Source organism: Oerskovia sp. NPDC060287, from assembly GCF_042726775.1.
Taxonomy (GTDB): Bacteria; Actinomycetota; Actinomycetes; order Actinomycetales; family Cellulomonadaceae; genus Oerskovia; species Oerskovia merdavium.
Genome location: NZ_JBHXBO010000129.1, coordinates 1 through 12,028, shown reverse-complemented (window position 1 = coordinate 12,028; position 12,028 = coordinate 1). Strand labels below are relative to the sequence as shown.

The 12,028-nt window shown below is 72.0% G+C and carries 13 protein-coding genes and 2 tRNA genes; 8 read left to right on the top strand and 7 right to left on the bottom strand.

Annotated features, from left to right (window positions below; all coding sequences use genetic code 11):
- Positions 1-38: 38 nt before the first annotated feature.
- From ACFWFR_RS12380 to ACFWFR_RS12370, 3 genes are all read right to left on the bottom strand, one after another.
- On the bottom strand, positions 39-1,097 hold the full coding sequence (locus ACFWFR_RS12380) for an iron-siderophore ABC transporter substrate-binding protein (RefSeq protein ID WP_377623160.1): 1,059 nt from the start codon (positions 1,095-1,097) through the stop codon (positions 39-41).
- Positions 1,098-1,239: 142 nt separating this feature from the next.
- Positions 1,240-2,088, bottom strand: a complete 849-nt coding sequence (locus tag ACFWFR_RS12375) for a helix-turn-helix domain-containing protein (protein WP_377623159.1) — start codon at positions 2,086-2,088, stop codon at positions 1,240-1,242.
- Between the two features lie 47 nt (positions 2,089-2,135).
- Positions 2,136-2,591, bottom strand: a complete 456-nt coding sequence (locus ACFWFR_RS12370) for a VOC family protein (RefSeq protein WP_377617159.1) — start codon at positions 2,589-2,591, stop codon at positions 2,136-2,138.
- Positions 2,592-2,664: 73 nt separating this feature from the next.
- Between ACFWFR_RS12370 and ACFWFR_RS12365 the strand changes: the two genes are divergently transcribed.
- From ACFWFR_RS12365 to ACFWFR_RS12355, 3 genes are all read left to right on the top strand, one after another.
- Positions 2,665-3,519: a helix-turn-helix domain-containing protein gene (locus ACFWFR_RS12365; protein WP_377623158.1), complete on the top strand. Its 855-nt coding sequence runs from the start codon at positions 2,665-2,667 to the stop codon at positions 3,517-3,519.
- Positions 3,520-3,598: 79 nt separating this feature from the next.
- A complete protein-coding gene (gene dnaG, locus ACFWFR_RS12360) occupies positions 3,599-5,536 on the top strand; it encodes a DNA primase (RefSeq protein WP_377623157.1) in 1,938 nt (645 codons plus the stop codon).
- A gap of 187 nt (positions 5,537-5,723) precedes the next feature.
- The gene (locus ACFWFR_RS12355; RefSeq protein WP_377623156.1) at positions 5,724-6,092 is read left to right on the top strand and encodes a hypothetical protein; all 369 of its coding nucleotides are present in this window, start codon (positions 5,724-5,726) and stop codon (positions 6,090-6,092) included.
- An 89-nt stretch (positions 6,093-6,181) separates the two neighbouring features.
- Here the strand turns inward: ACFWFR_RS12355 and ACFWFR_RS12350 are convergent.
- A tRNA-Asn gene (locus ACFWFR_RS12350) sits at positions 6,182-6,254 on the bottom strand.
- 54 nt (positions 6,255-6,308) lie between these two features.
- The gene (locus ACFWFR_RS12345; RefSeq protein ID WP_377623155.1) at positions 6,309-6,815 is read right to left on the bottom strand and encodes a hypothetical protein; all 507 of its coding nucleotides are present in this window, start codon (positions 6,813-6,815) and stop codon (positions 6,309-6,311) included.
- 64 nt (positions 6,816-6,879) lie between these two features.
- Here ACFWFR_RS12345 and ACFWFR_RS12340 point away from each other — a divergent pair.
- The 5 genes from ACFWFR_RS12340 to ACFWFR_RS12320 all read left to right on the top strand — a co-directional run bounded on the left by ACFWFR_RS12340 (position 6,880) and on the right by ACFWFR_RS12320 (position 9,820).
- Positions 6,880-6,953, top strand: a tRNA-Ile gene (locus ACFWFR_RS12340).
- Between the two features lie 108 nt (positions 6,954-7,061).
- Positions 7,062-7,415 carry a DUF488 domain-containing protein gene (locus ACFWFR_RS12335; RefSeq protein WP_377623154.1) on the top strand — a complete coding sequence of 118 codons (354 nt, stop codon included), beginning with the start codon at positions 7,062-7,064 and terminating at the stop codon, positions 7,413-7,415.
- Positions 7,416-7,730: 315 nt separating this feature from the next.
- Positions 7,731-8,546: a DUF1206 domain-containing protein gene (locus ACFWFR_RS12330; RefSeq protein ID WP_377623153.1), complete on the top strand. Its 816-nt coding sequence runs from the start codon at positions 7,731-7,733 to the stop codon at positions 8,544-8,546.
- Between the two features lie 33 nt (positions 8,547-8,579).
- Positions 8,580-9,065 (top strand): peptide deformylase, encoded by a 486-nt coding sequence (gene def, locus ACFWFR_RS12325; RefSeq protein ID WP_377617148.1) that lies wholly within the window; start codon positions 8,580-8,582, stop codon positions 9,063-9,065.
- A 254-nt stretch (positions 9,066-9,319) separates the two neighbouring features.
- Positions 9,320-9,820 (top strand): DUF3145 domain-containing protein, encoded by a 501-nt coding sequence (locus tag ACFWFR_RS12320; RefSeq protein ID WP_056651029.1) that lies wholly within the window; start codon positions 9,320-9,322, stop codon positions 9,818-9,820.
- A gap of 125 nt (positions 9,821-9,945) precedes the next feature.
- Here ACFWFR_RS12320 and ACFWFR_RS12315 read toward each other — a convergent pair whose 3' ends face one another.
- Both ACFWFR_RS12315 and ACFWFR_RS12310 read right to left on the bottom strand, forming a co-directional pair.
- Positions 9,946-11,118: an HTTM domain-containing protein gene (locus ACFWFR_RS12315; protein WP_377623152.1), complete on the bottom strand. Its 1,173-nt coding sequence runs from the start codon at positions 11,116-11,118 to the stop codon at positions 9,946-9,948.
- Positions 11,115-11,876: a DUF5819 family protein gene (locus ACFWFR_RS12310; RefSeq protein WP_377623151.1), complete on the bottom strand. Its 762-nt coding sequence runs from the start codon at positions 11,874-11,876 to the stop codon at positions 11,115-11,117. Before ACFWFR_RS12310 ends, ACFWFR_RS12315 begins: the two co-directional genes overlap by 4 nt.
- Positions 11,877-12,028 lie beyond the last annotated feature (152 nt).

Below are 12,028 nucleotides of genomic sequence, written 5' to 3'. Positions count from 1 at the left end.
CCGCACCCCGAGGGGGCGGGCCGCCGCCGTGCAGCGTGTCAGCCCAGGGTCGTGGTGAGCTGCGCGACGAACTCGTCGAGCGCGTAGGGGATGCTCAGGACCGTGGGTGCTGACGTGGCCATGGCGTAGTCCATCCCGACGACCCGCACGACCCGGCCGTCTGCGACCGAGGGCAGCGCGGCGAACAGCGGGTTGCCCAGGAGGGTGTCGTACACCGTCTCGTCGACGTCGATGAGGATGAACGCGTCGGCGTCGAGCGTGGGGATCAGCTCGGAGCTGACCGAGACCGACGAGGCGTCCTCGGCGCCGCAGACCGCGAGCGTGCCGGGGGAGGGCTCGAGCCCGACCTGAGTCAGCAGCTCGATGCGCGGGTCCGAGGGGCAGAAGACGATGACGCCGCCCTCTCCGTTCATCGCGTAGGTGATGGTCCTGCCCTGGAGCTCAGGGTGGGCCGCGGCCGTCTCGGCGACCGTGGTGCCGACGCCCTCGACGAGCTCGTCCGCACGGGCGGGCTGCCCCAGGGCGGCGCCGATCATGGTCGTCTGGTCCTGCCACGACGTCTCCCACGCCGAGCCGGGGAACGCGACCGTGGGCGCGATCTCCGAGAGACGCTCGTAGGCCGTGTCGGTGATCCCGGAGTAGACCGCGATGATCACGTCGGGGCGCAGCGCCGCGATCTGCTCGAACGGGACGTCGGGGTTGGACGTGAGGAGCTCGGGCGTCGCGCCCTCGAACGTGTCGGTGAGCCACGGCAGGATGTCGTCCTCGATGCCGGGGCCGGAGAACTTCTCGATGCCCACGGGCACCTTGCCGAACGCGACGACGGCGTCCTGGCTGCTCCAGCCGATCGTGACGACGCGCTGGGGTTCGTCCTCGATCGTCGTCGACCCGTAGGCGTGGTCGATCGAGACCGGGAACGCGTCGGCCTCGGCGAGGGTCGTGGTGGCGATGTCGCCACCACCCGCGGGGGCTGGAGAGGCGGAGTCGTCGGTGCCGGCCGTCGAGCAGGCCGCGAGCGCGGCGAGCGTCACGAGGGAGGCGACGGCGCCCAGGAGGCGCCGTGGTGCGGTTCGTCGGCGGGAGCTGGTCGGGGTCATGAAGGGGTCCTCCGTCGGGCGGCTCGCGGTGCGAGGGCGCCCGATAGTTAGATGAGCCTTGCCTTAGTTGGCGGAACAGAGGTGAGGCTAACCCGGGCGGGATCGAGAAATCCTGCCAGTCACGACCGATTTCCCGCCAGGGTCAGTGGCCTGGCGCCCCGAGCAGGCGGGCGTACGCCGCGGGCGACATGCCCGTGGTGCGGCGGAAGACCGTGACGAAAGTGCTCGGGCTCGAGTACCCGACGGCCCGCGCGACCTCACGGACCGAGCGGCCCTCGGCCAGCAGCACCAGCGCGGCCCCCGTCCGCGCGAGGATGCGCCACTGGGCGAAGGACAGCCCTGTCTCGGCGACGAACCGCCGCATGAAGGAGCGCGGGCTCATGCCCACGTCCGACGCCCAGGCGTCGAGGGACCGGCCGTCGCCCGGCGAGGCGAGCAGCCGCTCGGCGACGTGCAGCAGGTCCACGTCGCGCGGCATGCGCAGCTCGATGCTCGCCACGGGCAGCGGCAGCATCTGCTCGACCGCGAGCGCCTGGAGGCTGTGCCGGCTGGCGTCCGGCATGGAGGCCGCGGTGTCGTGCAGGAGCAGCTCGCGCAGCAGGGCGCTGACGGGCACGCCGACGACGCTGTCCCAGCGCGGTGCGACCTGGTCGGGGTTGAGGTAGGTCGCGTAGACCGTCACGTCGGGGTCGGCCCGGACCTTGTGCCGCGTCCCGGCGGGCAGCCAGATGCCGAGGCCCGGCGGGACCAGCCACCGGCGGCCCGTGGCCTCGACGTCGAGCGGCCCGCCCTCGCCCCAGACGAGCTCGTGCTCGTAGTGCACCTCGTCGGGCCACTCGCGCGCGTGGCCGGGCTCGAACACGTTGGTCGCGAGGCTCCACGGGGCGGCGACGAACCTCCCCTCGGGTGCCCGGTAGGGCACGGACGGCTCCGGGGCGAACGACGGAGCACCCCAGATGCGGATGCTCCCGGGGTGCTCGGCGCTCGTCATGGGCAGGACGTTACCGTCCGTGCCCGCTCAGCCGGTCGGACGACCGCTCAGCCGGTCGGCTGCTCGCTCATCCACGCGTCGCTGGCCCGCTGCACGTCGTCGGGCGTGACCGAGTCCGCGACCGTCACGAAGTACCAGCGATGCCCGAACGGGCAGCGCACCGCGGCCTGGCGGAACCCCTCGAACCAGTCCGCGGGCTCGGCCGTGCTCGTCGCCCCCGCGGCGACCGCGCGGGCGTAGGCCGCATCGGTGTCGGGGACGGGCACCGTGAAGGAGACCGAGGTCGGGCCGTCGGGGTCCGGCGCCGTGGACCCGGCCCCCGGGAACTCCTGCGCGACCGTGAACGTCGAGAACCCTGCCGTCGTGGGCAGGCGGAGGTCGGAGTGGATGATCGCGTCCCCGGCCGTGATCACGTCGTCGACCTCGGCACCGAACGCCGCGGTGTAGAAGTCGATCGCCGCGCGGGCGTCGGAGACGGCCAGGTTGGGGTGCAGGGCGGACATGTCCATGGTTCCTCCAGGGCTCGGATGCTGGTGTCCCCATCGTCTGTCGGTGTGCGGTGGCAGTCTTGGAGGAATGCGACACGAACGCGGCAGCGTCCCCGGGGTCCCCGGTGTCCCGTCCACCACGTACGGCGTGGTGGACCCCGCCGCCGCACGCCGCGCGTTCGCCCTCGAACGGTTCCCGGCCCCCGCGGACCTCGCCGACCGCGTCGACTGGTTCTGGCTCGTGCGATGGGACCTGCCCGCGGGGGAGTCCTTCACGCAGACCGTCATCCCGCACCCGTGCGTGAACCTCGTGGCCGAGGCGAGCGGCTTCGCGGCGCACGGCATCCCCGAGGGTCTCTTCGACCGCACCCTCGTCGGTTCAGGCGTCGTCGTGGCCGCCAAGCTGCGCCCCGGCGCGCTGACCGTCGCGCGCGGGACGTCCGTGCCGTCGTCGGGCGTCCTGGGCGACGGGGCGGACGCGGCGGGGGAGCGCGCCCTCGCGCTCGCCGAGCGTGGCGACGACGCGGCCGCGGTGCGCGTCCTCGTCGACCTCCTGCGCGATCGTCTCGCCCCCGACCAGCACCTCGCGCAGGTCTCGCGCGTCCTGGACGCCGCGACCTCTGGTGAGCTGGGACCGCACGCGCGCGTCGCGGACCTCGCCCGGGTCGCGGGCACCAGCACGCGCAGCCTCCAGCGGCTGCTCGGCGAGAGGCTGGGCGTCGGTCCCAAGTGGGTCCTGCAGCGCCATCGTGTCCACCTCGCGGCCGAGCTGCTCGCCCAGGACCCCGGCCGGGACCTGTCGGCGCTCGCGGTCGACGTGGGCTACTACGACCAGGCGCACCTGGCTGTGGACTTCGTCTCCGTGACCGGTCACACACCCGGGGCCTACGCGCGCCGGTGCGCGGAATCCCGGGCCCGGCTGCTCGAGCTCGTGTCCTCCTGAGGTCACCCGCACTCCCGGTCGGCCCGACCCGGACGGGGCCCGGCGCGACACGTCACCGGCGGCACCTACACTCGGGTACGTGGCAGGTCTGATCCGACGCGAGGACGTCGACGCGGTGCGCGAACGCGCGAGGATCGACGAGATCGTGTCCTCGCACGTGACGCTCAAGCCGGCCGGCGTCGGCTCGCTCAAGGGCCTGTGCCCCTTCCACGACGAGCGCTCGCCCTCCTTCCACGTCCGCCCTCAGGTGGGTCGCTGGCACTGCTTCGGCTGCAACGAGGGCGGCGACGTCATCTCGTTCGTCCAGAAGATCGACGGCATGACGTTCACGGAGGCCGTCGAGTACCTCGCCGACCGCGTGGGCATCCAGCTGCGGTACGAGGAGGGCGGCGGTCCGCGCCGCACCGAGGAGCCCGGCAAGCGCCAGCGCCTGCTCGAGGCGCACCGTGTGGCCTCGCAGTTCTTCTCGGAGCAGCTCTTCGCGCCCGGTGCCACGGTCGCGCGCACGTTCCTGGCCGAGCGCAGCTTCGACCGCTCGGACGCCGAGCGCTTCGGCGTCGGGTTCGCCCCGACGGGCTGGGACGCGCTGCTGCGCCACCTGCGCGGGCGCGGGTTCACCGAGGCCGAGCTGATCGCGTCGGGCCTCATGAGCCAGGGCCAGCGCGGCATCTACGACCGTTTCCGCGGCCGCCTCGTGTGGCCCATCCGCGACGTGACGGGCGAGACCATCGGGTTCGGTGCGCGCAAGCTCTTCGACGAGGACCAGGGCCCCAAGTACCTCAACACCCCGGAGACCACGCTCTACAAGAAGTCCCAGGTGCTCTACGGGATCGACCTCGCGAAGCGCGAGATCGCCAAGAACCGTCAGGTCGTGGTGGTCGAGGGGTACACCGACGTCATGGCAGCGCACCTGTCGGGCATCACGACGGCGGTCGCGACGTGCGGCACGGCGTTCGGCTCGGACCACGCGCGCATCGTGCGTCGTCTCCTGGGGGACACGACCGCGGGCGGCGGGCTCCAGCTCGCCTCGGGCGCGTCGCTCGGGGGAGAGATCGTCTTCACGTTCGACGGCGACGCCGCCGGCCAGAAGGCCGCGGTCCGTGCGTTCGGCGAGGACCAGCGCTTCTACGCGCAGACGTTCGTCGCGGTCGAGCCCAGCGGCATGGACCCGTGCGAGCTGCGCATGGCGCACGGCCCGGAGGGTGTCCGCGCGCTCGTCGAGGGTCGTCAGCCCCTGTTCGAGTTCGTCATCCGCACCACGCTCGACACGTTCGACCTGGACACCGCCGAGGGGCGTGTGGCCGCGCTGCGCGCCGCGGCCCCGGTCGTCGCGGGCATCCGCGACACGGCCCTGCGGCCCGAGTACGCGCGCATGCTCGCGGGCTGGATCGGCATGGACTCGGAGTCGGTGCGCCGCGCGGTCGCGGCGGCGGGCAAGGCGGGGGTGCCGCAGACGCTGCCGGCTCCGGTCCGCGCGCCTGTCCCCTCGCCCGACGACGCAGCTCCCGTCGTGCCCTCGGGCCCGGTCTTCTCTCCTCCGGACCCGCGCGACCCCGTCGCGCGTCTCGAGCGGCAGGCGCTCGTCGTCGCGCTCCAGTACCCCCAGTTCGTGCCCGCCGAGGAGTTCGACGCGTTCCCCGACACCGCCTTCGCGACGCCCGCGTGGCGCGCCGTGCACGACGCGATCCGGGCCGCTGGCGGCATGGCCGGCGCGGCGGCCCATCCGGCAGGCCAGTGGGTCGAGGCCGTGATCGAGCAGTCCCCGGAGACGGTGCGCGGCATCGTCAACCAGCTCGCCGTCGCCCCGCTGCCCGAGGACCGCGAGAACGTCATCCACGGGTACGTCAAGGGCGTCATCAAGGCGTTCGTGGACCTCGGCCTCACACGGCGCGTCGCGGACGCCAAGAGCCGCCTGCAGCGCCTGGACCCTGCCGGGGACCAGGAGGCCTACGGCGCGGCGTTCGCCGAGCTCCTGGCCGTCGAGAGGGAACGCCGAGAGCTGCGCGAGCAGGTCTGAGGACCCGGGCCGTGCGCGGCCGCTGAGGGCGATTCGGAGCCGGCCTTCGTCGGTCGCGCGATCGACCTGGACGACGGGCTGTGGACAGCCGCCGAGAGCCGCCCCGACCGGGTGAGGATGGTGCTGCCGGCCGGCACCACCGCGGGGAGGAACCCCGATGCTCCAGGCTCGTCCGAGGAGACCGTCCATGTCCCGTGTCGTCGCCGTGCCCACCCTTGCCCGCAGCGCTCCGTTGATCGTGGGCGGAGCAGCCGCCCTGTCTCTCGCTCAGCTCCTCGTCGTCGTGGCCCTCACGCTCGACGGGGCCTCGCCGTACAGCACCTCGCCCGAAGCCACGGTGGCGGCGGCGCTCCTGGTCCTCGGCGGGCTCGTGGCTCTGTCCGGGCTGTCGACCTACCTGGTCGGCCTCTACCGGGTGGTCGCCAACGTCGACCGCTACCTCGCGTTCAGGGTCGCCGTGATGCCGCGCCGGATCGAGGGGCCGGGCACCGGGGGAGAGGGCGCTGTCCCGGCCCTGGCGGGACGTGGCGCACAGTCCCTCAGCCCAGTGAGATGAAGGTCACACCCCCGGCCGGTCGACGCTGACCTGGGGAACGGCAAAGGCCCCTGACCTGCGTCTCCGCAGATCAGGGGCCTCTCGTCGTGCTCCCGCGGTAGGACTTGAACCTACGACCGTCCGATTAACAGTCGGATGCTCTGCCAGCTGAGCTACGCGGGACCGCTCACCCACCGTTTTGCACCGGTTGGGCGACCGGAGAAAACTCTATCAGCATCAGAGGGGTAGTCCGGACATCGAACGGACCCGGTCCTCCGCGGCGTCGATCACAGCCCGTGTCCGCGGGTCGTCCAGGTCCACGCCGGCCTCGGCGACGACCTGCGAGAAGAGCGAGCCGTCGGTGTCCCGGCGGACCGCGACCTTGGCCGAGCGACCGGCCCCGAGCGCGACCACCTCCGCGAGCACCACCGAGGACTGGACGCGCTCCCGAACCGTCTGCGCCAGTGCGGTGCGTCGCGAGTCGGCGAGTCGCAGGACCAGGGGAGCGGCGCCGTCGACCCACTCGACCGTGATCGACGCGGTGGCGGGGTCATAGCCGGCGCGGTCCACGTCGCACCACGGGCGCGACGTGCCTTCCTCGCCCGTCGTGGCCAGGACCGTGCGCGTCGCCGCGGCCCAGGAGCCGTCGACGAGCTGCGCAGAAGCGAGCACCGCGTCCTTGGGGGCGAGGCGCAGGGACCTGCGGGCGTCGTCGGGCAGGGAGCTACGGGCGAACAGAGCCATGCCAGACACGGTACTGCCCGTCTGCCCGGCAGGGGGCACGGCTGCCGGTACGCTTGTCCGCCGAGGGGCAGTAGCTCAGTCGGTCAGAGCATCGGACTCATAATCCGCCGGTCGTGGGTTCAAGCCCCACCTGCCCTACCCGGGAACGACCCGTGACCTCGTGCCAACGTGCGCCGCGGGTCGTTCTCCCGGTCCCGTGATGGGTGCGCGCGTGCGCCGAGCCGACACCCGGCGTTCCATGGAGGCATGTCCCTCCGCATCCAGCGCGTCTACGCCGACCCCACTCCCGACGACGGGTACCGGGTCCTCGTCGACCGCCTCTGGCCGCGCGGCGTGAGCAAGGAGCGGGCACACGTCGACCGGTGGCTCAAGGAGGTTGCGCCCTCGAACGAGCTCCGGACGTGGTTCCACCACGACCGTTCGCTGTTCGACGAGTTCGTCACGCGCTACCGGGCCGAGCTCGACGCGAATCCCGCGGTCGAGGAGCTGCGCGCGATCGTGGCCGAGCGCCCCGTCGTGACGTTGCTCTACGGCGCGAAGGACGAGCAGGACAACCAGGCCGTGGTGCTGCGCGACTACCTGGAGGCGACGAGGCGCTGACGCGACGGGTGCCGATCCCTCGGGCGCTGGCTCGACTGGGCGTTGCCGAGCACGAGGTTGCGCGCCGTCGAGCACGAGGTTGCGGTCGTATTCGCCGCCAGAACGATCGCAACCTCGTGCTCGGCCCAGGCCGACCGACCCGGACCGGACCGGCCCCGTGCACCAGCCCCCTCCGTGCGCCTCCAGGCGCCCGCAGGGTCCGATCGACGCCGAAGCGCCCCATACCTCCCGGACGCCCGGATCGTCCCGTTCGACAGGCGAGTGGCGGCGGGTCGTGACACGATGCCACGTCCGTCGACCTGAAGGAGATGCACCATGAGCACCGGCTCGAACCGCACCACGTCAGGGACCGCCCAGCGGCTCCAGCAGAGCAAGGGGCTGCGGGTCCTCGCCCGTGCCGGGTACGCGGTGAGCGGCCTGCTCCACATCATGATCGGAGTCATCGCGGTCCGGATCGCGACGGGATCGGGCGGGGGAGAGGCCGACCAGACCGGCGCGCTCCAGGAGATCGCGAGCACCACCGGGGGTGCGTTCGTCCTGTGGTTCGCGGTCGTCGCGTTCGTGGCCCTCGGGGTCTGGCAGGTTCTCGAGGCCGTCGCCGGGACGGGTGGGGACGCGAAGGACCAGGCGGCCTTCCGGGCCAAGTCGGTCGGCAAGGCCGTGATCTACCTCGCGCTCGGGGTGCTGACCTTCCAGGTCGTCAGCGGCTCGGGCTCGGGAGGCGGCCAGGACAGCCTCACGGCCTCGCTCCTGGCCAACGGTGCCGGGAGGGCTCTCGTCGGGGCGGTGGGCGTCGGGATCGCCGCAGCGGGCGTCTACCACGTGGTCAAGGGCTGGAGGAAGGGGTTCCTGAAGGACCTCGAGGGCAACGCCAAGGGGCAGGTCGGCCACGCCGTCGTCCTCCTGGGCCGGGTCGGCTACATCGCCAAGGGCATCGCCCTGGCCGTCCTGGGGGCGCTCGTCGTCACGGCGGCCGTCACGGCCGACCCCCAGAAGGCGAGCGGCCTCGACGCCGCCCTGCGGACGATCGGCGACCAGCCGTTCGGTGCATTCCTCCTGACCGCGACGGGCGTCGGCTTCGCGGCCTACGGGGTGTACTCGTTCGCGCGTGCCCGCTACGCACGGATGTGAGACCGGTGCGGGCGTCATGAAACAATGACGCCCATGGCGATGAGAGAGATCCGCGTGATTCCGGACCCCGTGCTCCGCACCCCGTGCGACGAGATCACCACCGTGGACGACCGGGTCCGCTCTCTGGTCACCGACCTGGTCGAGACCGTCGACTACGAAGGCCGCGCGGGTCTCGCCGCCAACCAGATCGGCGTGAACCTGCGCGCCTTCTCGTGGAACATCGAGGACGAGATCGGTTACGTCCTCAACCCCCGGATCGTCGAGCTCTCCGACGAGATCCAGGACGGCGACGAGGGCTGCCTCTCGGTCCCGGGCCTGTGGTACCCGACGCGTCGCGCCTGGTACGCGCGTGTCGTGGGCATGGACGTCGACGGCAACGAGATCACGGTCGAGGGCACCGGCCTCATGGCGCGCTGCCTGCAGCACGAGACCGACCACCTGGACGGCATGCTCTATCTCGACCGTCTGGACAAGGCGGTCCGCAAGAAGGCCATGCGCGAGATGCGCGCCCAGCTCTGACGCGACGTCGCGCGTTCTCCCTGCCGCTGGGGAAGCCCGGCCGCCGGGAGAACGCGGCGGCGCACGCGCAGCCGGTGCGGACCGTTCCTGGCCCTACCCGGAGCGGGTGAAATCTGCGATGGGGAGTTCTCCCCTCGCGATCCGCCGAGGTCTCGGGCAAGATATGCCTGGTATACCGCTGGACGACCCTGCATGATGATTCACCCTGGGTGAGGACGTTGGGGAAGACGAAACCTCGACCTAGGGAGGACGACATGACTGGTGCCATCACACGCGGTGTTCTTTTCGTGCACTCGGCGCCCCGGGCGCTGAGCCCGCACCTGGAGTGGGCTGCCGGGAACGTTCTTGGCGTGCGCGTCACGCTGGACTGGACCGAGCAGCCTGCTGCGCGCGACCTCTACCGGGCGGAGTACGCCTGGCAGGGCGCGCAGGGCACGGGCGCGCGCCTCGCCTCGGCGCTGCGCGGCTGGTCCCACCTGCGGTACGAGGTCACCGAGGACGCGAGCCACGGAGCCGACGGCGCCCGCTGGTCGCACACCCCTGACCTCGGCATCTTCCACGCGGTGACCGACGTGCACGGCAACGTCGTGATCCCCGAGGACCGGGTCCGTGCCGCCCTCGAGGTCTCTCACGACAACCGCGCCATGCGCGAGGCGCTGCACCTCGCGCTGGGCAAGGCCTGGGACGACGAGCTGGAGCCCTTCCGCTACGCGGGCGAGGGGTCCAACGTGCGTTGGCTCCACCGGGTGGGCTGAGCCCGCTCCTCACCGACCCCAGCGACCACGGTCGCGCGACGCCCGCCGGGGACTAGGAACCGGCGGGCGTCGTCGTCTCGGCGATGCCCGGCCGCCGGTCGCCCACCACCGACCAGGAGTGACACTTATCGGTCTGCCGTGCTCGGCGCGGTCGTCGAGGGGCCGGGGCCGTCCGCTCCGGCGGACCCCTCGACCGGTCCCGGGCCGGCCGAGACCCCCGCCGGTACCAGGGCTTCGTCCGCCCGCGGGGCGCCCGCGCCGTCGAGGTCGGCCTCGACACCGTCGGGGGAGAGGGCAGCGGGGCGCCGCCGGATGCGGTCCCACGTGCGTCGGAGGACCGGTGCCAGACGGCGCTGCACCCCCTCGTAGGTCACGTCGCGGACGAAGATCGCGTCGATCGCGATCATGGTCATCGAGAAGTACATGAGCCCCATGAGCACCCCGATCCCCAGGTGCATGCCCGTGATGGCGACGAGGGCCAGGATGCGGGTAGGGCGGCGCAGCAGCAGGAACGGGAAGAACAGCTGCACGAACACCGCGCTGTAGCTGAGGATCGCGACCAGGACCCCGGAGCGACCGATCACCTCGGTGACCTGGGGCCACGTCGAGAACTCGTCGAGCTGGAACACGTAGTAGATCGCGGTGCCGTGCTGCCACATGCCGCCCTGGATCTTGTACATCGCCGAGGCGACGTAGACCACGAAGATCTGGAAGGCGATGAGCAGGACCGCACCGTTGTGCAGCAGCGTGCCGAGCCAGGCCCAGGACGCGAACCGCGAGGGCGTGCCGGAGGCTCGGGCTGCGCGCCGCCGTCGGGCGTCGAGCGACCACCTGCCCGACGTGTCCGCGAAGAGCATGTACACGAGCACGATCCGCATGAGCTGGATGCCGCCGTCGCCGATGAACGGGTTGGTCCGGAACAGCGCGATGTAGAGCACCAAGAGCACCGGGATCACGATCCGCGAGCGCCACCCGAGGACCAGCAGCACCGAGAGCGCGACGAGCGCCAGGTACTGGAGGTCGAACGCCCAGGCCGGCACGGACCCGTTGAAGAACAGGTCGAGGAAGGCCGGGAGCTCGTCGACGTCGACCCGTCCCTGGGCGAAGCTGCGCCCGGCTCCCCACGCCAGGCTCCGGTCGCCCCAGCCCGCCACGAGCTGGACGACCAGGATCAGGCCGAAGCCGATGCGCAGCACGGCCGTCCCGTAGGAGGCCTTGCGGGAGTCGAGCATCCAGGACTCGCCGGCCGCGTACGTCGTGCGGAGCCAGGTGGTCGCGCTCTTCACCGTCGCGGTCATGAGACCCACCCTCCGAAGACGCTGCTGAAGCCTGCACGGGCCTCGGGGGTGACGGGCGAGGGATCGCGCCAGCCCAGCCGGGTGAACTGCTCCTCGGGGCGCTGGACGCCCGGCACGAGGCGCTGCTCGAACGGGACCACGCCCTGGGTCGAGGTGCTCATCTGGATCGCGACGAGCTCGGTGCCCGGCCACAGGTCGTGGGCGGCCTGCGTGCCGAACTGGTACAGGGCGTCCTCGGCGAGCAGGTACGAGTCGATGCCGCTCACGCTCGCCCCGGTGCCCAGGAGTGCCTGGGTGAGAGCCTGGCGCCCCTGGCCGCCTTCGGGGGACGCGACGTGGTCCGCCTGGACCACGGCCTGCTGCTGCCCCACGAGCTCGCCGTACGCCGAGGTGTAGAAGCGGTTGACGCTCACGGGGATGCGCCACGTGCGCGTCGGCAGGATCTGGTGGCGCACCTGCTCGTTGAAGACGTCTCCGAGGTTGACCCACTCGGACACCGACTCGGCGCCCTCGGCGTCGCGCGTCGAGGCGCGCACCCAGACGCGCAGGTCGACCGACTGCGGGTCCGGGGCGAAGATCTGCCAGTTCTGCCCGAACAGGGGACGCATGTGCGCGGTCGTGACGGGCGCCGCCTCCTGGCTGAGGGACGAGCTGGGCGCGGCGTACAGGAACGTCGAGAGCATGTGGAACGAGACCACCGCCACCACGACGACCATGGTCGCGCGCTGCACGACCGTGCGGGAGCGTGCGGTGCTCACCCGTGTACCTCCACGTCGAGGACGGCCCTGGCGACCGCGTTGCGCAGAATACTAACCAGTCCTAACGATTCAAGGAAGCCTTGGCTCGAGGGAGCCTTGCGCGCGGGCCCGGGCGCAAGGACGCCCGCTGGGGCGAGGAGCAGGTCCTCGCC